Source organism: Catellatospora sichuanensis (genome assembly GCF_007483665.1).
GTDB lineage: Bacteria > Actinomycetota > Actinomycetes > Mycobacteriales > Micromonosporaceae > Catellatospora > Catellatospora sichuanensis.
The window spans coordinates 254,734-276,760 of record NZ_ML660183.1 but is presented as its reverse complement, the minus strand read 5'-3'; the positions used below and the strand labels follow the sequence as shown (position 1 = coordinate 276,760).

Genomic DNA, 22,027 nt, shown 5'->3' with positions numbered 1-22,027 from the left:
ATCTGGATCTTGTGCGGGTCGGGACAGGCATGAAATCCGGTTACTCCGGGTATGCAGACACCCGTGATAACCACGCTGGTGAAGGGTGTGTCCACGCCCGAACATCTCGCCAGGGTGCAGAGCACCCTGCCTGCCAACGGCACCGCCCCGTTGAAGATCGCGATGGTGGCGCCGCCCTACTTCGACGTGCCACCGGCCGCTTACGGGGGGATCGAGGCGGTTCTCGCGGACCTGTCCAACGCCCTGGTCGACCTGGGGCACCGGGTGACCATGATCGGCGCCGGCCGAGACGGCACCAGGGCGAGGTTCTGGCAGGTGTGGGACCGGGCCGTGCCGGAACGGCTGGGCGAGCCCGGGCCCGAGATCATCTATGCCACGCTGACCCGCCGGGTGGTGGAGAACCTCGTCGCCGCGGGCGAGGTCGACGTGGTCCACGACCACACGTTCGCCGGGCCGCTCAACGCCCCCGCGTACGACGCGATGGGCCTGCCCACGGTCGCCACCGTGCACGGGCCGGTCGACTCGGAGCTGCGCGGCTACTACCAGACCCTGGACCGCGACCTGTCCCTGGTCGGCATCAGTCAGCGGCAGCGCTCGCTGGCTCCGGAGCTGAACTGGATCGGGGTCGTGCACAACGGGCTGTGCCCGTCCGACTGGCCGTTCCAGCGGGAGAAGAAGGACTACGCTTTGTTCCTGGGCCGGTTCAGCGCCGACAAGGGCGCGCACACCGCCGTGCTCGCGGCGCACGCGGCGGGGCTGCCGCTGATCCTGGCCGGCAAGTGCGCCGAGCCGGCGGAGAAGAAGTACTACGCGGAGCAGGTCGAGCCGCTGCTCGGCCCGAACGACCAGATGATCGGCATCGCCGACGCGACACTCAAGCGTGAGTTGCTGGCAAATGCCCGCTGTCTGCTGTTTCCTGTGCAGTGGGAGGAACCTTTCGGCATGGTGATGATCGAAGCGATGGTATGCGGCACGCCCGTGGTGGCGCTGCGCGGCGGCGCGGTGCCCGAGGTGGTGGAGCACGGCGTGAGCGGCTTCATCTGCGAGGACCCGACGGAGCTGCCCGCGGCGCTGCGCAAGGTGTCGGAGCTGGACCCGGCGGAGTGCCGGGAGCAGGTGGTGCGGCGCTTCAGCGACCAGCGCATGGCGGTCGGCTACGTGCAGGCCTACCGGGCCGCGCTGGCAGAGCGGCGCAGGCCGCGCACATCCAGCCGCAACGGCCGCTCGGCGGTCCGTGCCGGACGGCTGACCACGGCGGGTGAGCGGTGACGAATCCCGCACCGCTCAACGCAGGCGACCCGCAGCCGCTCGGCCAGGGTCAGGTCACCATCGTCGAAGGCACCACGTTCAGCATCTGCGCGCCCAACGGGGACATGGAACCCGGGGGCGCGCAGGGCCTGTTCTTCCGCGACACCCGGATCATCTCGCGCTGGCAGCTGCGCATCGACGGCCAGGCGCCGCAGCCGCTGTCGGTGGCCGACACCGACACGTTCTCGTCCCGGTTCATGCTGCGGCGCGCGCCCGCGGCCGGGCACGCCGACAGCACGCTGCTGGTGGTGCGCCAGCGGATCGTCGGCGAGGGCATGCGCGAGGTCATCACGCTGACCAACGTCGGCCGCGAGGCCACCCTGGTGCACCTGGAACTGCACGTCGACGCCGACTTCGCCGACCTGTTCGCGGTCAAGGAGGGCCACGCCGCCGGTTCGGCCACCCACGCGCAGGCCAGCGGGGTCAACCTGGTGTTCAGCCGGCCCGACAACTCGCGCGGCCTGCTCGTGCATGCCACCGGCGAGCCGGTCAGCAGCCACAACGGGCTGAGCTGGCAGGTGGTCATCCCGGCCCGGGACGAGTGGCGCACCGAGATCATCGTGCATCCGGTGGTGGAGAGCAGGCGCATCGAGCCGCGCTTCCGCGAGCACCTGACGCCCGAGGAGGCCGAGGAGCACTCGTGGCGCCGCCAGGTCACCTCGATCCGGACCCAGCACGAGGAGCTGGGTCTGGTGCTGCGGCGCAGCGTGCGCGACCTCGACGCGCTGCGCATCGCCGCGGGCGAGGACTCCGCGCACACCTTCGTGGCCGCGGGCGCGCCCTGGTTCATGACCCTGTTCGGCCGCGACAGCCTGCTCACCTCGTGGATGGCGCTGCCGCTGGACCCGTCGCTGGCCGTGGGCACCCTCTACACGCTGGCCGCGCTGCAGGGCCGCCAGGTCGACCCGTGCAACGAGGAGGAGCCGGGGCGCATCCTGCACGAGCTGCGGCTCGGGCCGCAGAGCACGTCCGCTCTGGGCGGCTCGCACTACTACGGCACCATCGACGCCAGCCCGCTGTTCGTGGCGCTGCTCGGCGAGGCCTGGAAGTGGGGCGCGGCCGAGTCCGACGTGCGGGCCCTGCTGCCGGCCGCCGACGCGGTGCTGGCCTGGATCGACGGCTTCGGCGACCGCGACGGCGACGGGTTCATCGAATACCAGCGCGCCACCGACCGCGGCCTGTTCAACCAGGGCTGGAAGGACAGCTGGGACGGGGTCAACGACGCGGCGGGGCAGCTCGCCGAGCCGCCGGTCGCGCTGGCCGAGGTCCAGGGGTACGCGTACGCGGCGTGGCTGGCCCGCGCCGAACTGGCCGACGCGTTCGGGGAGACGGCGCTGGCCGAATCCTGCCGGGCGCGGGCCGACAAGCTGCGCTCGCTGTTCGCCGAGGCGTTCTGGCTGCCCGACGAGGGCTACTTCGCGATCGCGCTGGACGGGCGCAAGCGCCGCATGGACGCCATGTCCAGCAACCCCGGGCACTGCCTGTGGACCGGCATCGTCACCGACGAGCACGCCGCGCAGCTGATCGCGCGGCTGTCCGAGCCGGACATGGACAGCGGGTACGGGCTGCGCACGCTGTCGGACCGGATGGGCGCGTACAACCCGATGAGCTACCACAACGGGTCGGTGTGGCCGCACGACACCGCGCTGTGCGTGGCCGGGCTGATGCGATACGCCCACATCCCCGGTGCGGTCGAGCTCGCGCACCGGCTCACCGACGGGCTGCTGCGGGCCGCGATGTCGTTCGGCGGGCGGCTGCCCGAGCTGTTCTGCGGCTTCGCGGCGGACCGCTTCCGTCCACCGGTGCCGTATCCGACCTCGTGCTCGCCGCAGGCGTGGGCCAGCGCGGCGCCGCTGCTGATCGTGCGCGCCTTCCTCGGCCTGGACCTGGACGTGCCCAAGCGCAGCCTGGTGCTGCGGCCGCGGCTGCCGCAGGAGTGGGGGACCGTGACGGTGGACCGGCTGCCGTTCGCCGGGTCACTGCTCAAGATCACGGCGTCGGGCAGCGACGCCGAGGTCCGCGGCCTGCCCGAACCCTCCACAGTGATCAACTGAGGTCACCGCGCGCTCGCGGAGTCGAGCGCCGGCAGCTCATGCCAGGCCCTGGGCGGACAGGGCCTGGCGCAGGTGCTGCAGGCAGCGGGTGAGCAGGCGGGACACGTGCATCTGGGACAGCCCCAGGCGCTGCGCGATCTCGGCCTGGGTCAGGTCGGCCGCGAAGCGCAGCGCGAGGATGTGCCGGTCGCGGGGCGCCAGCCCGGCCACCGCGCGGCCGATGGCGTGGCGGTCGGGCAGCGACTCCAGCCGCCGATCGTGCTCGCCGAGCAGTTCGCCCAGCTCGGCGAAGCCGCTGCCGCTGCGCACCACGCTGTTGAGCGAGCCGATGGCGTATGCGTGCGCGCATTCCAGCCCGTCGCGGATGTCGTCCTCGTCCCGGCCCAGGAACGCGGCCAGGTCGCGGATCTCGGGGGTGCGCTGCAGTGACTGGCACAGTTGCGGCACCGCGCGGCTGATCTCCAGGTGCAGCTCCTGCAGGTGGCGGTGCACCCGCATCGCCCAGCCCCGGTCGCGGAAGTGCCGACGCAGCTCGCCGAGCATGGTCGGCGCGGCGAAGTGTTCGAACCGGACGCCGTGGCTGCTGTCGTAGCGGTCCACCGATTTGATCAGACCCAGCAGCGCGACCTGGACCAGATCGTCGGGGTCCTCGCCGCGGAAGCTGAACCGCCGGGCCAGCCGCCGGGCCAGCGGCATTCCGGCGCGGATGACGGCGGCCCGGGCCCGCTCCCGCGCGGGGTCGTCCGGCGGGATGCGGTGCAGCCTGGCCAGCGCCACGGACACCCGGCGGTCGCGCTCGGCGGTCCACGCCTCACCGGCCGGCTCCGGGGAGCCCAGCACGGCATCGATCCTCAACGCGTCCGCATGGGTGCTCATCGCCGCCATCCGCCGGTCACGCCGGTCGCGCCGCCCTGCGCGGCATCGGGTCACCGGCCCTCAGCAGTCAGACTCACTAAGCGGATTTTATCGACATGTCAGCTTCGGTGGCCGGGGTTGCCGGCTTTCTAGGGCGCGGCAACCTCGCCACCTCCGCCTGCACCGCCGTGCCGTACGCGCAGATCTCGATCCACGACTCGGTGACCGGGCGGTGGTCGAACCGCATGGCCAGCACGGCGTTGGCACCCAGACGCAGCGCCACGCGCGCCATCCGGTCGACTGCCTCCAGGCGGCACTCGGTCAGCATGTGAATGCGCTCAGCCATGCTCACCCCGCTGCCGTCCATCGGCGACTTGAAACCCTCGCTGTATGCGCTCAGCGTGCGCGCCGACAGGCCCAGGACCTCGCCGTAGACTGCCCTGATCACGTGGCCCGGCAGCTGGTCGGTGGTCACCACCAGCACGCCCCCGCGGTTGACGGCGTCACGCATGAACACCACCTCCTGAAAAGTCCGATACGAGTGGTATGTCCATCGTGAATGAAACGCCAATCATTTGGTACTCATTTACCACCTTTTTGTGTTAATGGGGCAGATAGGGCACGGGCCAGGGCACGTGCGACCATCGCCTGATGCCGCTGACTCCGATCATCGCCACCCTCGCCTACGTGCTGTCCCCCGACGGTGGCAGCGTGCTGCTGCTGCACCGCGACAAGCGGCCCGACGACATCCACTTCGGAAAGCACATCGGCCTGGGCGGGCGGGTCGAGCGCGACGAGGACGTGCTGACCGGCGTAAAACGCGAGGTCGAGGAGGAGTCCGGGCTGATCGCCCAGCGGCTGTCGCTGCGCGGCACGGTCTCCTGGCCCGGCTTCGGCCGCCGCGGCGAGGACTGGTTCGGGTTCGTGTTCCGGGTCGACGAGTTCACCGGCGAGCCCCATCAGGGCAACCACGAGGGCACCCTGGGCTGGGTGCCCCGCGAGCGCCTGTACGACGTGCCGATGTGGGCCAGCGACCGCGAGTGGCTGCCGATGGTCTTCGACGACGACCCGCGCCCGTTCCACGGCGTCATGCCCTACCGCGACGGCCAGATGGTGAGCTGGAGCTACGTGCGCTGACGCCGCCGGCGGAAGTTGCATCTCGCACAATCGTCGCGGTCAATATATCGACCGCTGTATGCGCCGCTGCCTAGTGTGGTCACCGCGGCCGGGACGGGGTGCGGTCGCGGGGAAGCGGTGATGGCCCGGCCATCCCACGCTGGCAGCGCGAGCTGCTTACGGAGGGTGCGGGAGGGCCGGGCCATCACCGACGAGGAACGTTTCGACGACCTGCTCCTGAGATCTGCCGTACTGCTCGAACAACCGGGACGCCTCGGCCCGGCACCGCGCCGCCGCCGCACGGTCGCCGGCGGCCTGCCGCACCTTGGCGATCTGCCACAGAGCCGCGCCCTGCCGCCCGAAGTCCTCGATGTCACGGGCCCGGCGCAGCGCCGTCTGCGTGTCGGCGCCGGCCAGGTCGGGCCGCTGAACGTGCAGGTGGATCTCCGAGCGGACCAGGGCCATGTCCACGAAGTACGCCACGTCGCCCTGCGCGTCCGCGATCGCCATGCTGCGACGGCAGTAGCTCAGCGCCTGCCGAGGGTCGCCGGCCTTGGCATGTAGCAGGGCCAGGATGCCCAGCGCCATCATGGTGTGGGCGGCTCCCCGGTCGCGGCGGACCAGCCGGAGGCTGCGGTGCACCGTGGCGATGGCCTCGTCGACCCGTTCCTGCGAGGTGAGTACCTCGCAGACGTTGAGCAGCACCAGCGCCCGCAGCTTGGTCGCACCGATGACGGCGAGCGCGTCGTGGCTGTCCTGGAAGTGGTGCAGCGCCTCGTCCAGTTCGCCCATCCGGCTGGCCAGGATGCCCAGGCTGTTGGTGACCGTCGCGATGCCGTCGGGGTCGTCGCGCGCCCGCCAGAACGACAGCGCCTGCTCCAGCGACGCCCGCGATTCGGCGTAGCGGCGACGGAAGTAGTACGCCTGGCCGCGCATGTTGTGCGCGATGCCCGCCGACTGCGGGTCGTCGGGGGCATGCAGCCGCAGGGCCAACGCGGCCAGCTGGTCGACCTGGTCGGGTGCGCGGCGCAGCAGATAGTTGCTCATCGCGCGCAGCAGCTGTGCCGGATACCGCCGGTCCACCGGGGTCGCCTCCCCGGCCTGCGCCGCGACCGCCGTGGCGGCGGGCAGCTCGGCATCGAGCCAGCTGCTTGCGTCCGCCAGCGTCCGGATCGGCACGAGTTCGGTGCCCTCCGGTCCCTGCAGGGTGGCGTCGACCGGTCGGACGACCCCGACGACCTGCTGAAGTGCGCGGTGCGCGGTGCCCACGTAATAGACGAACAGGCGGTGCAGCGCCTCGGCCCGCTCCTGCGCCGGATCGTCGTGCAGCGCGCACTCGGCCGCGTAGAGGCGCAGCAGGTCATGCAGCTGGACGCGGCCGGTCGACATGTCCACGAGCCGCGCCTCGACGAGCCGATCCAGGGCGGAGGCGGCGACCGCGCGGGTCTGGCCCAGCAGCGCGGCCATCGCGGTGACGCTCAGGTGCGGCGCGCGGGCCAGGCCCGCCATGCGGAAGGCGCGGGCGGCCGGCGCATCCAGGGCCCGGTAGCTGGCCTGGAAGCAGGAGCGTACGGCCATGTCGTCGGTGTGCAGCTCGTCGAGCCGGCCGCGTTCGTCGACCAGCCGCTCGACCAGGTCCGCCGCCGACCAGTCGGGCCGGGCGTCGAGCCGAGCCGCGGCGATGCGCAGTGCCAGCGGCAGCCGCCCGCACAGGGCCGCGAGCTGCTGCGCGGCCTGTGCGTCGGCGCGGCTGCCGAGCAGCCGCAGCGCGTCGGCCTCGTCGAGCACGTCCAGGGGCAGCAGCGCGGCCGAGTCCAGCGAGGTCAGCGCGCGGCGGCTGGTGACCAGCACGAGGCAGTGCGGGGTGCCGGGTAGCAGCTGCCGCACCTGGGCGGCGTCCACGGCGTTGTCGAGCAGCACCAGCAGCCGCCTTCCGGCCAGCTGGGTGCGGAACATCGCGGCTGCTTCGGCGGTGTCTGCGGGGGTGTCGTCGTCGGGTGTGCCCAGTGCGCGCAGGAACCGGCGCAGCACGTCACCGGGATCCAGCGGGGTGAGCCGGGGATTGGAGCCCTGCAGGTCGAGATACAGCTGCCCGTCGGGGTAGTCCTCGGCGAGGGCATGCGCGAGCCGGATCGCCAGCGCCGACTTGCCCACCCCGCCGGGCCCGTGGATGTTGCGTACCCGGGCGGTGACCTCGCTCAACCGGACCAGTTCGCGCTCGCGTCCGACCAGGTCGGTGGCGTCCGGGGGCAGTTGCCGTGGCCGCACCTCGGCGTTGCCGCGACCCGATGCGAGTGCCGGGTCGCGGCGCAGCACCGCGGCCTGGATCTCGCGCAGCCCGTCGCCGGGCTCCAGGCCGAGCTCCTCGGCGAGCACCTGCCGGGCCTGCTGGTAGACGTCGAGTGCGGCGGCGGCGTCGCCGGTGGTGTACAGCACCCGCATGAGCTGGCCGTAGGCGCGTTCGCGGGTGGGATACGCGGCGATGTGCTCGCGCAGCGGCGTGACCAGTGCGATGCCCTCACCCGAGAGCAGCCTCGCTTCGAGGAGGTCTTCGGTGTGTGCGGTGCGCAGCTCGTCGAGCGCGGTGGCGCGGGCGGCCAGCGCCGGGCCGACCGGAACGTCGGCCAGTGCCGGGCCGGTCCAGCAGTCCAGCGCCCTACCCAGGCGCGTCACGGCATCGCGGACCCGGCCCTCGGCTAGTGCCGCGGTGCCCTCGCCGGCCAGCGACTGCCAGACGGACACGTCGTACTCGCCGTGGGTGACGTGCAGCCGGTATCCGCCGGGGGTGGTGGCCAGCCGGTCGGGGTCGATGCCCGCGGCGGCCAGGGCGCGGCGCAGCGCGAGGGCGTAGGAGCGCAGGTTGGCCACGGCCGAGCGGGGCGGCTGGTCGCCCCACAGCTCGTCGGTGAGCCGCTCCAGGCTGACCACCCGGTCGGCGTCGAGCAGCAGCACGGCCAGCATGCACCGGACCTTGGGCACGGTGATGCCGCCGGGGTTCCCGCTCCGGCCGAGGGCTACCGGCCCCAGCAGCCGGAACAAGATCGACACCTTGCCTCCCTGTGGACGCTTGCAGGTGTACAGATTACGAACCTCCATGCCGGAGGTTCACTTGCGTTCCGTCACTCGGAACGCAGCGCGACGACCGGGTCGAGCCGCCCGGCCCGCTGCGCCGGCACCACGCCGAAGACGATGCCCACGGCGCAGCTGACGCCGAACGCCAGTGCGATCGACCACCAGGTCAACGCGGCGGGCACCGGGCTCAGCGCGGCTGTGGCCAGCGACGCGCCGACGCCGAAGGCGATGCCGAGCAGGCCGCCGATAGTCGTCAGCAGCACCGCCTCCAGCAGGAACTGCAGGCCGATGTCGCGCGGCCGTGCGCCCAGCGCCATGCGCAGCCCGATCTCGCGGGTGCGTTCGCGCACCGAGACCAGCATGATGTTGGACACGCCGACCCCGCCGACCAGCAACGAGATGCCCGCGATCGCGGCCAGCACGGCGGTCAGCACGCCCAGGATGTCGCCGAGCACGCCGAGGATCTGCTCCTGCGTGACGGCGCTGAACTCCTCGTCGGGGTGGCGGCGGTGCAGTTCGGCGACGATGTCGCGGCCCAACCGGTCGATGGTCTCGGCGTCGGGCGCCTTGACGGCGAACGCGTCCACCCGCTTCGTCGCGAGCAGCCGCTGCGCCGTGGACAGCGGGATGTGCACCTCGTTGTCGCGGTCCACGCCCAGGCTCTGCCCCAGCGGCGCGAACACCCCGATCACCCGGAACCGGACCCCGGCGATGGTGACCTGCTGCCCGACCGGGTCGCGTTCGCCGAACAGGGTTTTGGCGACGGAACTGCCGAGCACCGCGACCCGGCGTCCGGTCTCCACGTCGGTGCGGGTCAGGTACGCCCCGGCGCGTACGTCGCGCAGGAACACCTTCGGCGTCGTCTCCAGCACGCCGAGCAGGCTGGTGAACACCTGCTCCTTGCCCGCGCGCACGTTCTCGCCCGAGGTCAGCGACACGGCGACCCGGTCGCGGTCCCCGGCGATGCGGATCACCGCATCCAGATCGGACTGGTCCAGCCGGGACACCGCGGGCGCGGCGTTGAGGCTGACCTGGCCCGGGACCACCAGCAGCAGGTTCGAGCCCAGCCCTTCGACCTGGGCCTGCACCTCGTTCTTGGTGCCGGTGCCCAGCGCTACCAGGATCACCACCGCGCCGACGCCGATCACCATGCCCAGCATGGTGAGTCCGCTGCGCAGCCGGTTGGCCCGCAGCGCGTCCAGTGCCACCCGCCACGCCTCGGCCAGCCTCATCGCGGCACCTCCCCGGCGTCGGAGGCGGTCTCCGCATCGTCGGCGGTGTCGGAGACGACGCGGCCGTCGCGCATGGTGATCTGGCGGCGGGCCCGCGCGGCGACCTCCCGGTCGTGCGTCACCAGCACCACCGCGACGCCCTCGGCCGTGTTGAGCTGTTCCAGCAGTTCCAGCACCGCCGCGCCGGTGGCCTGGTCGAGGTTGCCGGTCGGTTCGTCGGCCAGCAGCACCGCCGGTTCGGTGACCAGCGCCCGCGCGATCGCCACGCGCTGCTGCTCGCCGCCGGAGAGCTGGTTGGGCCGGTGCCCGATGCGGTGCGACAGCCCGACCCGTTCGAGCATCCGCGCGGCCTGTTCGCGGCGCTCGCGCGCGCCCAGCCCGCGGTAGACCAGCGGCAGTGCCACGTTGTCCAGCGCGCTGGTGCGCGACAGCAGGTGGAACGACTGGAAGACGAAACCGATGGTGGCGTTGCGCAGGTGCGCCATCTCCGCCGCGGTCAGCCCGGCGACGTCGCGCCCGCCGATGCGCAGCCGGCCTGACGTCGGCTGGTCCAGGCCGCCGAGCAGGTGCATCAGCGTGGACTTGCCCGAGCCCGACGGCCCGACGACGGCCACGTGCTCGCCGTGGGCGATGGTGAGCGTCACCCCGCGCAGCGCCGGCACGCTCACCCCGTCCAGGGCGTACGTGCGCGCCACGTCGATCGCCTCGATCGCGGCGTGCTGGGTCATGGCAGCTGGGCTCCCTCGGTGACCCGGTCCACGCCGCGCACCACGATCCGCTCGCCCTCGCGCAGCCCGTCGGTGATCTGCAGGGTGTCCATCCCGGACGCGCCGACGACGACGGTGCGCCGCTGGGCCTTGCCGTCCGGGCCGCGCACCCAGACGCTGTCGCGGCCGTCGCCGGTGAACACGGCCGCGGCGGGCACCGCGATGACTCCGGCCTCCTCGCGCACCTTCAGCCGGGCGACCGCGCTCATGCCGGGCCGCGGCGTCGGCGCGTCCGCCGGGGTCTGCAGCGTCAGGTGCACCCGGTATGCCACCGCGCCGCGGCTGTTCGGGGTCGGCAGCACGTCGACCGCGCCGACCCGGGCCGGATACTGCACGCCGGGCGCGGCGTCCAGCTCCACCTCGGCGGTGATCCCGGTGCGCACCAGCAGGATGTCGGTCTCGTCGACGTCGGCGACGATGCCGAGCACGCTCGTGTCGATCACGGTGACGATCGCGGTACCGGCGCTGACCGGAGCGCCGACGGCCGGCGCCGAGGCCACCCCGGCGGGTGCCGCGACGGGCCCGGCCACCCCGGTGGGCATACCCGTGGTCATGCCGCCGAGCAGGCTGCTCAGGTCCGGGCCGGCCGCGGCGGACGAGGTGCCGCCCAGTTGCACCACACCGGCGATGGGGGCGCGCAGGGTCAGCGCGTCCACGCTCGCCTTCGCCAGGTCGTACGCCTGCTGGGCCTGCAGCCGCTGCGCCGACCCCAGCGCCTGCATGGCCGAACCGAGGCTCGCCACACCGCGCTGTACCGCGTCGGCGGCCGCGGCCACACCGGCCGACGCCTGCCGGTAGCCGGCCTCGGCGGCGGTGACGTGCGTGAGCAGCGCGTCCCTGGTCGACGGGTCGGCGACCTGCTCGGCGGCGTCACGGGCATGGTCGAACGCCTCGCGGGCCGATTTGTCCAGCTTGCGCCGGGCGGCGGACAGGTCGACCCGCACCGTGCCGCCGCCGGAGCGCTTCGAGGCGTCCAGGGCCTGCTTGGCCTGGCGCAGCCGGGTGCGCGTGGCGGGGGAGTCGATCACGGCCAGCAGCTGGCCCTTGGCGACCTGCTGGCCCGGCGTCACGGCGAGCCTGGCCAGGGTGCCCTCGGCGGGCGCGGTCACGGTCGCGGCGGCGCGCGCGGTGACCGAGGCGGGGGCGTCGACGACCTCGCTGACGGTGGACCGGCCGACCTCGGCCACGGTCACGTCGGCGGTGTCCTCACAGGACGCCGCGGTCAGCGAGGTCAGCAGGAGCACCGTGCCGAGGGCGAGCGCGGGTCGTGCGGTGCAACGAAGGGGGGTGCGCACCTGCGCGAGCCTATCCAGGATGGTCAACCCGTGGCCATCCGGGAGCTGCCGTGACGACACCCGATGTGGCAGGCTCTCCCCGGAGGTGCGCGATGAGCGAGCAGGAAACGGCGCAGGACACGGCGAAGCAGGCACCGGCGCAGCGACGGCCCGACGTCGACCCGAACACGCCGGACGCGCAGGCCGCCCGCCGCAACCGGCACGTGTTCGTCGTCGGTTTCCTCGGCGGGCTGGGCCTGATGTGCGCCATCATCCTCACCTGGGCGGTGCGCGAGACGCTGTCGGTCCTGCTGCTGATGCTCGCGGCGCTGTTCCTGGCGATCGGCCTGCACCCGGCGGTGGCCTGGCTGCAGCGGCGCGGGCTGCCGCGCGGCCTCGCGGTCGCCGTGGTCGCGCTCGGCGTGGTGCTGGTGGGCTGCGGCGGCCTCGGCGCGCTGGCCCCGCCGCTGATCACGCAGACCGGCGACCTGGTCGCGAACCTGCCCGCCTACCTCGACGACATCAACCGCAATCCGCAGGTCGCCGAGTTCAGCGAGCGCTACCACCTGATCGACCGGCTCAAAGAGGCCGTCACCAGCGAGAACATCACCAAGGCGCTGGGTGGCGCGCTGGGCGGGGTGCGTGCCGTCTTCGGCGCCATCTTCAACGTGCTCACCGTGTTCGTGCTCACCATCTACTTCCTGGCCGCGTGGACCCGGCTCAAGGAGGGCTTCTACAAGCTGTTCCCGGCCTCGCGCCGGGACACCGCCCGCGAGATCGGCGACGAGATCTTCGAGAAGATCGGCGCTTATCTGCTCGGCTCGCTGGCCATCGCGTTCGTCGCCGGGGTGAGCACGTTCGTGTTCCTGCTGATCGTCGGGGTGTCGTACGCGTTCGCGCTGGCCATGGTCGTCGCGGTGTGCGACCTGATCCCGCAGATCGGCGCGACGCTCGGCGCGATCGTGGTGGTCATCGCCGGGTTCGCGCACTCGCCGACGGCCGGCATCGCCTGCGTCGTCTTCTTCATCGTTTACCAGCAGCTGGAGAACTGGGTCATCGCGCCGCGGGTGCTGCGGCGCTCGGTCGACGTCTCCGACCTGGCCGTGATCCTGTCCGCGCTGATCGGCGCGGTGCTGCTGGGCGCGCTCGGCGCGCTGATCGCGATCCCGGTGGTCGCCGGGGTGCAGCTGACCATGCGGAAGATCGCGATGCCGCACCTGGACCGCATCTGACGGCAGGGGAGAAGCCGACAGAAGGCCGACACACCACCGCGCGCACGCATGCGGTATGACTGTCGGCATGCAACCCGACGGCACCTCCCTCTCCGCCGTGTCCACAGTCGACAGTGCCGACCCGCTGGCCAAGCTGATCGACTCGGCGCGCGGCTGGCACGGCATACAACTCGGCGTGCTCGGTTTCATCGGCTTCTGCGGCGTGCTGAAGATGGGCGCGGAAGCACCCGGCCCCGCCTGGCTGCAGTGGCTGGCCACCGGCGGCTCTGTCGGCGCGTTCGTCATGGCGCTGTGGTCGATCGTCATGGTCGGCCAGGTGGCCTGGCCGACCGGCGACCCCGCCGCGCCCGCCGACCCCGCCGAGATGAGCGGCCGACTGCGCTCCGGCATCCGCACCACCATCGTCGCGGTGGCGCTGATGGCGTTCGCGGGCCTGTCCGCCTGGTGGCCCACCGACCAGGCCCCGTCCGTCGAGGTCAGCCTCGGCAACGGCAGCAAGGCCTGTGGCCAGGTCGCCGAGGGCGCCCCAGCGGGCGCCATGTGGCTCAACACCACCACAGGCGAGACCCTGGAGGTCCACCTCACCACCGTCGCCAACCTCCGCCCCGTCACCTCCTGCTGACCCCCGACCTGACGCACCGACCTGGCGCAACTCTTAAAGACTTGCGTCCTTGGCAGCCCGCCGAGGGCGCAAGTCTTAAAGAGTTGCCCAGGGGTGGGGTGCGCGGCGTCAGACCTGCCAGACGTCTACGCAGGTGGTGTCGGCGGTGGTCCAGCGGGCGAGCAGGTGGTGGCCGTCGGCGCTGAAGGCGGTGCGTACGGAGCGCGCGGCGGCGATGTCGGTGCGGAACACCTCCTCGTCGGTGCCGGACTCGTGCAGCCACACCGCGTTGCCCGCGGTCCCGGCGCGCAGCCGCCCGTCGGGGCTGTCGCACTGCGGCGCGAAGCCGTCGTGCGGGCTGTGCTCGGTGTAACCGTCGTAACGGCGGTGCAGGTCCTCGCCGACCATCTCCTCGACGACCGTGCCGGTGCCCAGGTCCCACATCGTCGCCACGTCGCGCACGTACCGTCCGACGTGGACCTTGCGGTCCGCCTCGGCGATCAGCCGCCACTGGCCCTCGTGCACCAGGACCTTCACCGGCCTGTTGTTCGAAGCCGCCTTGAAGCTGCTGGTCAGGTGCCCGCTGGCGATGTCCCACACGGTGAACTGCCCGTCGGTGTTCCAGGCGACCAGCGCCAGCCGGCCGCCGGGCCCGACGAAAACCTTGCCGCTGCCGTCGCCGACGCGCTGCTTCGGGCGCACCTCGTTGACGACCGCGCCGTTGGCGATGGACCGCATCCGCACGTACGCCCCCGAGCGTTCGCACTCCACCAGCAGCTCGTGGTCGGGGGTGAGCAGCCAGTCCCCGGCCACCCGCAGCTGGTGCCGCTTGGCGGCCCGGTCGCCGCTGAGCAGCTTCACCGAACGCGCCACCGCCGCGACGGAGTCCGAGGTCAGCAACGCCCCGGCGGCGACCCGGTGCTCCATGAGGATGCCTTCGCGCTGCGCGGTCAGCTCGTACACCCGGTCGTCGTCGGTGCGGACCTGCGCCAGCGCCGCCCCGGGGCCGTACTGCTCGCCCTGGCCGATCAGCCAGCGCACCAGGCGGGCCCGGCCGTCGGGCAGGTCCCAGCTCAGCGGCTCCATCCGCCACGACGCGGTGTTGGCCGGCACCCGCCGCGCGGCGACCCGCCCGGCCCAGCGCGCCGCCCCGCGGATCACCGCGTACTCCGGCTCCGTCGGGTGCCGCACCGGGCGGCCCAGCTCGGCGTGCAGCACCGCGCGGGCCGCGGGCAGCCGTGACGCGCCGCCGACCAGCAGCACGCCGCCCACGTCGGTGAGGCCGAAGCCCGCTCGGGCGACGACCGCACGGCAGCTCGCGGCGAGCCACCGCAGCGCGGGCTCGGCCAGCCGGTCCAGCCCGCCCCGGTTCAGCCGGTACGGCGGGGCGTGCGGCGTAATCCGGTCAACGACCTCGTCGGTGTCGGCCAGCCGGTGCTTGACCGAGCGTACGAACTCGCTCGCCGCGTAGCGGGCGTGCAGCCCGGTGTCGCCGCCGGACTGCAGCGCCGGGGTCAGCCAGTCGTGCAGCACCGCCCGCAGGTCGTTGACGAGCAGCAGGTCGAAGTCCTGGCCGCTGCCCGAGGTCTCGTGCGCCAGCACCTGCGGGCGCTCGGCGTGCATCCGGGCCAGCGACACCGTCCACGACGCGCCCAGGTCGCAGACCAGCACCAGCGCGCCGTCCGGCTGGTCGCCGTGGGTGTGCGGGTCCATGACCGCCGCGGTGGCGTCCGGGACCAGCTCCACGTCGGGGAAACCGGCGTCGGCGGCCAGCGCGATGAGCGCGTCGCGGCGCTCGTCGTGCGGGGCGTAGGCGGCCGGCACGGTCATCGCGAGCCGGTCGACGGTGACACCGAAGCGGTGCTCGGCCTCCTGGCGCAGCGTACGCAGGAACACGGCCAGCACCTCCTGGCCGGAGGCCTGCCGGTCGCCCAGCCGGACCGGCTCGCCGCTGTCCAGCGACTGCCGCGGCCCGGTGGCGAACCAGCGGGGAAGAGCCTCGCGCCTGCGCACCGCGGCCGTGCCCACCAGCAGGTCGTTCCCGTCCAGGCAGACCGCCGACGGCCAGCTGAACGCGCCGGTCACCGGGCAGGGGACGGGGTGGACCTGCGCCCCGGCGACGAGCGCCGCCGTGGTCTGGTACGTGCCGAAGTCGACCACCAGGAGGTGCTGAACCATAGCGGAACTCCCGAGTTTGCTTGAAGCGACCCGAAGTGACGCCGTCGTCTGCCGTGTTGATGATCGCCGATGCTAACGACCGGCTGTTGCAGGCGGGTTAACCGTTCGCGTGTCGGCGTCGACGATTTGTGCGCCAGGCGTGCTCGGTGTGGCTCAGACGGTCAGGAATTCGAGTTGCTCCAGTGCCTGGCCGAACGAGCTCGCCGCCTCCGGGTCGTCCGTCGCCAGGAACGCCGCCTCCAGCCTGCTCTGGGGAATGCCGGTGCGCAGCCAGGCCCGGACCTCCCGGTGGTAGCGGTCGTCGCGGGAGTAGGTCCAGCCGAAGTCGTCGATGAGGGTGGTCAGCTGCACGGTCGCGGTCTCGCCGGGCTCCTGTGCCCAGACCGCCAGATACGGCTCGACGGTATGCCCGTTCTCGGCGGCGCCCTCCAGCAGTGCGGTGACCTGGAGGTGAGAGCCGCGATCGGTGAGTATCTGCCGCATCAGCGCCATTAGGTAGCCTTCGAGGGCCGCCAGCTCTTCCGGGCCCCAGGCAGCTCCGTGGTAGCGGACGTTGCTCAGCGTCTTGGTCAGCAGGTGGCCGTCGCGCTGTTCACCGGTGGCGAACAGCTCCAAAATGCGCGGCAGGAAGTGCCGGAGATCGGCCTCGTCGCCCCAGGTGGACATCAGCTTGAAGGTGAAGCGCGCCAGGTCGGCCGCGGTGAGCCGGCGCAGTGGCACCCGTTGCAGGACCAGGGCCTCCGCGTCGTCGACGCAGTGGCCGCAGTAGCCGATCCGCTCGGCCCGTGGGTGCCGCGCGTACACGGCGTAGAGCTCCGCGACGGCCGCCTGCAGATCGGGATGCATGGCGGCGATCGTAGGCGAAACGGCAGCGCACACTCCTGCCGTTTCCCACTGCTCCGAGTTCCAGGACGCGGGGGAGGAAATGGCTGAAGTCGGCGTCGTCGTGCCAGCCCACGAACAGGTGCGGGTCCAGCTGATACGCGGTCAGCTCGCGCAAGGGAGTCCGTCCCAGGTCCGGCCCTGGCCGCCGCAGGCGCAGGTCGACGCCGGGGGCGAGCGGATGGCGGGCGAACACCGTGTAGAGCTCGGCCACGGCTGCGGCGAGTTCCGGAGCCATGCCGGTGAGCGTAGGCCGTTGCGATGAGTGGTCCCCACCGCGGCGGGCATGCCGTGGATGACATGCACCGCCGAGATCTCGGCCGTCAGACCGGATGAACTTCCCGACCCTCTGACGTGGCCTGACAGATCCGGAAAGTGATGCCGACCGGCGGCATGCCGGTCGGCATCGTGGTTCAGGAGCGAGCGGGCGGCGCCGGGCCACCCCGGTCGGTCAGTGCCAGACCTTGAACGTGAGGTGCTGGATCAGGTAGTCGATCTGGTACAGCACCCGGTATTGCGTCCCGTCCGGTACTGCGGTGGCCAGGACCACCGGGCGGGAGCGGGGTCCGTGGAAACATGCGTTCACCGGCTCGGTGGCGGTGGGCTCACTGCCGTCCGCGGGGTAGAAGATGACGAGGAAGACCTGACACCGGTCCGACGGGACGGTCGGGTCCTTGAGGTGCGAGACACTGATGGTCTGGCAGGACGGGTTGTTCGGCACGGTCAGGAGCACGGTCGCCACCCGGCCGGCGGCGTAGAAGTCGGTGTCGGGCCGCAGCGATCCGCAATGGTGCGCGGCGCTGGAGGTGTGTGGCCCGGCCGCTGTCGCCGCCGTGGGTAGCAGGACGGAGGCCAGCACCACCCCTGCGGTGAGCAGTGCATTGACGGTACGCTTCATGATCTGCACCTTTCCGGGGCAAAGTGCCTGGACGGATCAGAATGATGCAACCCGTACGCATCACTATCCTCTGAATGTCTCCGGACGCATTGACGGAAGTCGGTCAGATCGGGGCGCCGGTTTTGCCCCAGGGTTTGTAGACGGACAGGACGGTGGCGACCGTCAGCACGATGACCGAGGCGATGGAGCCGTCGAGGACCTGCTGGGCCGGGTCGGTGAGCAGGCCGGCGCGGGCGGTGTCGACGGCGTCCACCAGGGCGGGGTGGCGGGTCAGCATCGGGACGACGAGCACGGCGACGTTGAGTACGAGTTTGACGGCGACCCACCAGTGGCGGATCACGCCCCAGTGGCTGCCCAGGCCCAGGATCACACCGGTGACCAGGGCGGCCAGGCCGAGCGGCAGCATCGCGGCGGTGTCGAAGGACAGCATCAGGGCGTACGTCGCCTCGCGGGTGCCCGGGTCGGCGGAGGCCTGCGCGGTCAGCGCCATGACGAGCAGCGCGTAGGCGACGCCGAGCCAGCCGACGGAGGTGACGACGTGCACGGTGAGCAGGAAGCGGCGGGCGTTGCGGGGCAGCCGCGGCGGTCCGGGCCGGGTGCGCGGCGTGCGCCGGACGGGAGTGTCGGTGGCGGTCATGCGTCGTCTCCTGTCCAGCCGGGCCGGACCAGGCCCGATTCGTACGCCTCGACGACCAGGTGGGCGCGGTCGCGCGCGCCGAGCTTCACCATGGCCCGGCTGACGTGGGTCTTGGCGGTGGCCGGGCTGACGAACAGCCGCTCGCCGATCTCGTCGTTGGACAGCCCCGCGGCGACCAGGGCCATCACCTCGCGTTCGCGGTCGGTGAGCGCGTCCAGGGCGGCCAGGCGGCCGGAGTCCTTGGGCCGCCGCGAGCGCTGGGCGTATTCGGCGATGAGCCGCCGGGTGACACCGGGGGACAGCAGCGCGTCGCCGCGGGCGACGACCCGCACCGCCTGGATCAGGTCGGCGGGTTCGGTGTCCTTGACCAGGAAGCCGCTGGCCCCGTCGCGCAGCGCGTCGAACACGTACTCGTCGAGGTCGAACGTGGTCAGGATGACGACCTTCACCTCGGCCAGCGCCGGGTCGGCGGCGATGCGCCGGGTGGCTTCGATGCCGTCCAGGCGCGGCATGCGGATGTCCATGAGCACGACGTCGGGGCGCAGCGCGGCGGTCTGGCGTACGCCGTCCTCGCCGTCGGCGGCCTCGCCGACCACGGTGATGTCGTCCTGCGCGGACAGCAGGGCCCGGAACCCGGCGCGGACCAGCGCCTGATCGTCCACCAGCAATACCGTGATCATGATTCGCTCCCGGCGGGCAGGACCGCGCAGACGGTGAACCCGCCCTCGGCGCGCGGGCCGATCGCGACCGTACCGCCCAGCGAGGCGACCCGTTCGCGGATCCCGGACAGGCCGTTGCCGTCGGCGGTGTCGCCGCCGCGTCCCCGGTCGGTGATGTCGACGACCAGCTCGTCGGTGTCGTATCCGATCGTCACCTGGGCGCTGTCGACGCCGGCGTGGCGGTGCACGTTGGTCAGCGACTCCTGCACGATCCGGTACGCGGCCAGGTCGACCGGCGTGGGGAGCTCGCGCGGCGTTCCGGTGACCCGGACGTCGACCCGCAGCCCGGCCCCGGCGAAGCGCTCGACGAGTTCGTCGAGCCGGTCGATGCTCGGCGCGGGGCTGCGGGGGGCCTGCTCGTCGACGCCGCGCAGCACGCCGAGGGTGGCGCGCAGCTCGCGCAGGGTGTCCCGGCTGGCCGTCTTGATCGCGGCGAGCGCGGTGCGGGCCTGCTCCGGGTCGTCGTCGAGCAGGTGCAGCGCCACTCCGGCCTGCACGTTGATCAGGGAGATGTGGTGGGCGACGACGTCGTGCACCTCGCGGGCCATGCGCAGCCGCTCGTCGCCGACGCGGCGGCGGCGCATCTCCAGCATCCGGTCCCGGTTGCTGCGGATCACCTGTGCGATGAGCAGCACCCCGACGAGCACAGCGGCGACCACGACCCAGTGCCAGGACAGTAGTGCCTGGTCGCGCAGGCGCCAGCCGACGAGCACGAACAGGGCGTATCCGAGCCCCGCGGTGATCCAGGCCGCGGTCCGGTGGCCGAGCACCACGGCCGCGATCAGCGTGAACAGGAAGCCGAGGAAGAACGGGCCCCACGGGTAGCCCAGCGCCACGTAGGTCAGGGAGAGCGCGGTGACCGCGCCGAGGGCGGCGTATACGTGCACGCGGGCCAACCACATCGCGGCGGCGGACCCGGCCAGCAGGGCGTAGCCGAACCAGTCGAGCGGCCGGGGCGCGGCGACGCCGTTGTGGCTGCCGGCAACCGTCGCGGCGAAGGTCACCCCGACCATCTGGATCAGGGCGATGGCCACGGGGAAGAATCTGCGTCCCCGGAGCCGTTGAGGGTGTTCCCAGGTCATGGTCACCACGCTAGGCGCGGTGGGGGTGCCCCGTCGTCGCACAGCGGGAGTGACCCCGTGTACTCCCCCGGGAGTACGAAGGAAGGGCACCTTCACATCGCGCACGGGGGTCTGCCGTAATACCCCGACCCGCTCGGCCGCAGCCCGCTCCCGCCATGGCCGCGTGCCGAAAGATCTCCGTGCATAGCGCGACAGACCGCGATCGAATCGAACGCCCGTCCCGTGCGCCCATTCTGACCTGGGTCTTCAGCTGGGCACCGGCATGGCTGGGGATAATATTTAAGCTGAGCCGGATCAGTGCCCGGCTGAAGGGCCGCCTGGTCCGCGCTGCCTGTGCCACAGCAACGGCATCCACAGACTTCTGCCGCCGACCTGTTCGAACGCGCTCACGCGATGACTCACAACTGGCTGGATGCCTGGACGCTGCAAGGTGCCCGTACATGGCGCCGGCGCCAAGCTGTCCCGAGTGCTTCTGCCAGGGCAAACTGCGTCAAGGACGGGCGGACAAGGCCGAAAAATGGACGTAACGTGAGGAAATTCCCATAGAAGGGGAACGTCCATGGATATGAAACTTGAACTGATCATGCTGCCGGTATCCGACGTAGACCGGGCCAAAGCCTTCTACCAGGCGGCAGGATTCCGATTGGACGTCGACAACGCCGTCGGTGAGAACTGGCGGGCGGTACACCTGACACCACCCGGATCCGAGGGCTCGATCATGTTCGGCAAAGGGATCACCACCGCCGCACCGGGATCCACCCAAGGCATATACCTCATCGTCCCCGACATCGAACAGGCGCGCGCCGACCTCGTCGCCCGCGGCATCGAGGTCAGCGACGTGTTCCACGACTCCGCAGGAGTCTTCGTGCACGGCCACGACGACCAGGGCGAATTCACCTACCCGGCCGGCGATTCCTCCAGGCAGGAAGGGCCGCACCCGGATCGAGCCGCCTATGGCTCATACGCCACCTTCACAGACCCCGACGGCAACGGCTGGGTGCTTCAGGAGGTAAAGGCGCGGGCACCGGGCCGGTCGTGGTGAACGGCGGCCAGACCAACTGGCGCCAGAGGTTTTCGGCATCGACCTGAGCTGCTCCACAAGAGGCACGCGAGTGATCGCCGACAGGACGACGAATCATCCTCAAGCCGAGGAAGCGTTTTGTCCCGGGTCGGGCAGGAAACTCTGCCGGTTGCGTTCCAGAAAGTCCTTGAGGGTGACGGGGGGCCGTCCTGTCAGCCGCTGGATGTCGCCCGTCACCAGGTGGGTGCTGCGACGGCGCAGCTCCACACTCTGCGCGGACAGGTGCCCTGCGGCTGTGGGGTTGGGCTGTCCTGCGGCCGCGAGGTTCGCGATCAGCTCGTCTCGCCACTCCTCCGGTGTAAGTGGCTGGTAGCGCACGGGACGACCGGTGGCCTTGCTGATGGTTTCGGCGATGGCGGCGTGACCGGCGCGCTCGGCCCCGCCGACGATGGTGGTGCGGTCGGTGACCGATCCCGGGTCGGCCAGGAGCGCCGCGCCCATCGCGCCGACGTCCGAACTGGCGATCCAGGAGGGTTCGAAATCGCCGAAGGAGTTGCGGATCTGGCCGAGTTCACGGACCTGGTGCCCGTACAGGGCGAGCAGGTTCTCCATGAAGAAGGCGGCGACCCGGAGATGGGTGCCGCCGTATCCGGCCCACTCGAAGATCTGCTCGGCGACCCACTGGGCACGTCCCTGTGGACTGGGACTTTCGGGGAAGGCGGCGTCCAGGGACAGGTCGACGATGCGTTGCAGACCCTGCTTGCGCCCTGCGGCTGCGAAGAACCCGGCGGCTTCGGCGAGGCCGGCGCCGACGGGATAAGAGAAGTACGCGGCCTCGATTCCCTCCAGTGCCGCGATGAGGCTGGTGTAGTCGGCGAAGTCGGCGAGCACGACCTCGATTCCCATGCCGCGCAGTTCCTCGGATCGCTCGTCGAGCCGGCGAACCATGGCTCTGACCGGCAGTCCCCGGCTGAGCAGTTCGGCGGCGACGTGGCGGCCGGTGCCACCGAGGCGACCGGTGGCTCCGGTCACCAGAATCGGCGGTTTCACGGCATTCATGAAAAACATCCTAAACTGCGTTGCCGGAAATGCCGGCCGC

At 71.7% G+C, this 22,027-nt stretch carries 19 protein-coding genes; 6 read left to right on the top strand and 13 right to left on the bottom strand.

Features of this window, described 5'->3' with window-relative positions; translation table 11 throughout:
- Window positions 1-63 precede the first annotated feature (63 nt).
- Together FLL47_RS01200 and FLL47_RS01195 are read left to right on the top strand one after the other, a co-directional pair.
- A complete protein-coding gene (locus tag FLL47_RS01200; protein WP_246157421.1) occupies window positions 64-1,269 on the top strand; it encodes a glycosyltransferase family 4 protein in 1,206 nt (401 codons plus the stop codon).
- Window positions 1,266-3,362 carry an amylo-alpha-1,6-glucosidase gene (locus tag FLL47_RS01195; protein ID WP_144118510.1) on the top strand — a complete coding sequence of 699 codons (2,097 nt, stop codon included), beginning with the start codon at window positions 1,266-1,268 and terminating at the stop codon, window positions 3,360-3,362. Before FLL47_RS01200 ends, FLL47_RS01195 begins: the two co-directional genes overlap by 4 nt.
- Before the next feature lie 36 nt (window positions 3,363-3,398).
- On the opposite strand, the gene FLL47_RS01190 is transcribed toward FLL47_RS01195, so the two are convergent.
- Window positions 3,399-4,238 carry a SigB/SigF/SigG family RNA polymerase sigma factor gene (locus FLL47_RS01190; RefSeq protein WP_144118509.1) on the bottom strand — a complete coding sequence of 280 codons (840 nt, stop codon included), beginning with the start codon at window positions 4,236-4,238 and terminating at the stop codon, window positions 3,399-3,401.
- Between the two features lie 76 nt (window positions 4,239-4,314).
- On the bottom strand, window positions 4,315-4,728 hold the full coding sequence (locus FLL47_RS01185; RefSeq protein ID WP_144118508.1) for a heavy metal-binding domain-containing protein: 414 nt from the start codon (window positions 4,726-4,728) through the stop codon (window positions 4,315-4,317).
- A gap of 140 nt (window positions 4,729-4,868) precedes the next feature.
- Here FLL47_RS01185 and FLL47_RS01180 point away from each other — a divergent pair, with 140 nt between their 5' ends.
- The gene (locus FLL47_RS01180; protein WP_144118507.1) at window positions 4,869-5,354 is read left to right on the top strand and encodes an NUDIX hydrolase; all 486 of its coding nucleotides are present in this window, start codon (window positions 4,869-4,871) and stop codon (window positions 5,352-5,354) included.
- 156 nt (window positions 5,355-5,510) lie between these two features.
- On the opposite strand, the gene FLL47_RS01175 is transcribed toward FLL47_RS01180, so the two are convergent.
- The 4 genes from FLL47_RS01175 to FLL47_RS01160 all read right to left on the bottom strand — a co-directional run bounded on the left by FLL47_RS01175 (window position 5,511) and on the right by FLL47_RS01160 (window position 11,699).
- Window positions 5,511-8,381 carry an AfsR/SARP family transcriptional regulator gene (locus FLL47_RS01175; RefSeq protein ID WP_186315508.1) on the bottom strand — a complete coding sequence of 957 codons (2,871 nt, stop codon included), beginning with the start codon at window positions 8,379-8,381 and terminating at the stop codon, window positions 5,511-5,513.
- Between the two features lie 71 nt (window positions 8,382-8,452).
- Entirely contained in the window at window positions 8,453-9,637 is a 1,185-nt protein-coding gene (locus FLL47_RS01170) for an ABC transporter permease (protein WP_144118505.1), read from the bottom strand.
- On the bottom strand, window positions 9,634-10,365 hold the full coding sequence (locus FLL47_RS01165; RefSeq protein ID WP_144118504.1) for an ABC transporter ATP-binding protein: 732 nt from the start codon (window positions 10,363-10,365) through the stop codon (window positions 9,634-9,636). Before FLL47_RS01165 ends, FLL47_RS01170 begins: the two co-directional genes overlap by 4 nt.
- Entirely contained in the window at window positions 10,362-11,699 is a 1,338-nt protein-coding gene (locus tag FLL47_RS01160) for an efflux RND transporter periplasmic adaptor subunit (protein ID WP_246157420.1), read from the bottom strand. Before FLL47_RS01160 ends, FLL47_RS01165 begins: the two co-directional genes overlap by 4 nt.
- A 92-nt stretch (window positions 11,700-11,791) precedes the next feature.
- Here FLL47_RS01160 and FLL47_RS01155 point away from each other — a divergent pair, with 92 nt between their 5' ends.
- Together FLL47_RS01155 and FLL47_RS01150 are read left to right on the top strand one after the other, a co-directional pair.
- The gene (locus FLL47_RS01155) at window positions 11,792-12,910 is read left to right on the top strand and encodes an AI-2E family transporter (protein ID WP_144118503.1); all 1,119 of its coding nucleotides are present in this window, start codon (window positions 11,792-11,794) and stop codon (window positions 12,908-12,910) included.
- A 97-nt stretch (window positions 12,911-13,007) separates the two neighbouring features.
- Window positions 13,008-13,532 carry a hypothetical protein gene (locus FLL47_RS01150; protein WP_144118502.1) on the top strand — a complete coding sequence of 175 codons (525 nt, stop codon included), beginning with the start codon at window positions 13,008-13,010 and terminating at the stop codon, window positions 13,530-13,532.
- A gap of 108 nt (window positions 13,533-13,640) precedes the next feature.
- On the opposite strand, the gene FLL47_RS01145 is transcribed toward FLL47_RS01150, so the two are convergent.
- The 6 genes from FLL47_RS01145 to FLL47_RS01120 form a co-directional block, all read right to left on the bottom strand.
- Window positions 13,641-15,689, bottom strand: coding sequence for an Hsp70 family protein (locus tag FLL47_RS01145; protein WP_144118501.1), 2,049 nt, complete (start codon window positions 15,687-15,689; stop codon window positions 13,641-13,643).
- A gap of 153 nt (window positions 15,690-15,842) precedes the next feature.
- Window positions 15,843-16,535, bottom strand: a complete 693-nt coding sequence (locus FLL47_RS01140; protein ID WP_144118500.1) for a hypothetical protein — start codon at window positions 16,533-16,535, stop codon at window positions 15,843-15,845.
- Between the two features lie 487 nt (window positions 16,536-17,022).
- Window positions 17,023-17,469 (bottom strand): hypothetical protein, encoded by a 447-nt coding sequence (locus tag FLL47_RS01135; RefSeq protein WP_144118499.1) that lies wholly within the window; start codon window positions 17,467-17,469, stop codon window positions 17,023-17,025.
- 103 nt (window positions 17,470-17,572) lie between these two features.
- Window positions 17,573-18,106, bottom strand: coding sequence for a DUF2269 family protein (locus FLL47_RS01130; protein ID WP_144118498.1), 534 nt, complete (start codon window positions 18,104-18,106; stop codon window positions 17,573-17,575).
- Window positions 18,103-18,786: a response regulator gene (locus FLL47_RS01125; RefSeq protein ID WP_144118497.1), complete on the bottom strand. Its 684-nt coding sequence runs from the start codon at window positions 18,784-18,786 to the stop codon at window positions 18,103-18,105. The genes FLL47_RS01130 and FLL47_RS01125 overlap by 4 nt, the downstream gene beginning before the upstream one ends.
- The gene (locus FLL47_RS01120; RefSeq protein WP_186315507.1) at window positions 18,783-19,859 is read right to left on the bottom strand and encodes a sensor histidine kinase; all 1,077 of its coding nucleotides are present in this window, start codon (window positions 19,857-19,859) and stop codon (window positions 18,783-18,785) included. Before FLL47_RS01120 ends, FLL47_RS01125 begins: the two co-directional genes overlap by 4 nt.
- Before the next feature lie 613 nt (window positions 19,860-20,472).
- Here FLL47_RS01120 and FLL47_RS01115 point away from each other — a divergent pair.
- Entirely contained in the window at window positions 20,473-20,949 is a 477-nt protein-coding gene (locus FLL47_RS01115; RefSeq protein ID WP_246157419.1) for a VOC family protein, read from the top strand.
- Window positions 20,950-21,048: 99 nt separating this feature from the next.
- Here FLL47_RS01115 and FLL47_RS01110 read toward each other — a convergent pair whose 3' ends face one another.
- Entirely contained in the window at window positions 21,049-21,987 is a 939-nt protein-coding gene (locus FLL47_RS01110; protein ID WP_186315506.1) for an NmrA family NAD(P)-binding protein, read from the bottom strand.
- Between the last annotated feature and the right edge of the window lie 40 nt (window positions 21,988-22,027).

Excerpts from the sequence above, each read along its gene's own strand:
- FLL47_RS01190 (WP_144118509.1), bottom strand. The coding sequence starts at position 4,238 with ATGAGCACCCATGCGGACGCGTTGAGGATCGATGCCGTGCTGGGCTCC.
- FLL47_RS01185 (WP_144118508.1), bottom strand. The coding sequence starts at position 4,728 with ATGCGTGACGCCGTCAACCGCGGGGGCGTGCTGGTGGTGACCACCGAC.
- FLL47_RS01180 (WP_144118507.1), top strand. The coding sequence starts at position 4,869 with ATGCCGCTGACTCCGATCATCGCCACCCTCGCCTACGTGCTGTCCCCC.
- FLL47_RS01170 (WP_144118505.1), bottom strand. The coding sequence starts at position 9,637 with ATGAGGCTGGCCGAGGCGTGGCGGGTGGCACTGGACGCGCTGCGGGCC.
- FLL47_RS01165 (WP_144118504.1), bottom strand. The coding sequence starts at position 10,365 with ATGACCCAGCACGCCGCGATCGAGGCGATCGACGTGGCGCGCACGTAC.
- FLL47_RS01155 (WP_144118503.1), top strand. The coding sequence starts at position 11,792 with ATGAGCGAGCAGGAAACGGCGCAGGACACGGCGAAGCAGGCACCGGCG.
- FLL47_RS01145 (WP_144118501.1), bottom strand. The coding sequence starts at position 15,689 with ATGGTTCAGCACCTCCTGGTGGTCGACTTCGGCACGTACCAGACCACG.
- FLL47_RS01140 (WP_144118500.1), bottom strand. The coding sequence starts at position 16,535 with ATGCATCCCGATCTGCAGGCGGCCGTCGCGGAGCTCTACGCCGTGTAC.
- FLL47_RS01135 (WP_144118499.1), bottom strand. The coding sequence starts at position 17,469 with ATGAAGCGTACCGTCAATGCACTGCTCACCGCAGGGGTGGTGCTGGCC.
- FLL47_RS01130 (WP_144118498.1), bottom strand. The coding sequence starts at position 18,106 with ATGACCGCCACCGACACTCCCGTCCGGCGCACGCCGCGCACCCGGCCC.
- FLL47_RS01125 (WP_144118497.1), bottom strand. The coding sequence starts at position 18,786 with ATGATCACGGTATTGCTGGTGGACGATCAGGCGCTGGTCCGCGCCGGG.
- FLL47_RS01115 (WP_246157419.1), top strand. The coding sequence starts at position 20,473 with ATGAAACTTGAACTGATCATGCTGCCGGTATCCGACGTAGACCGGGCC.
- FLL47_RS01110 (WP_186315506.1), bottom strand. The coding sequence starts at position 21,987 with ATGAATGCCGTGAAACCGCCGATTCTGGTGACCGGAGCCACCGGTCGC.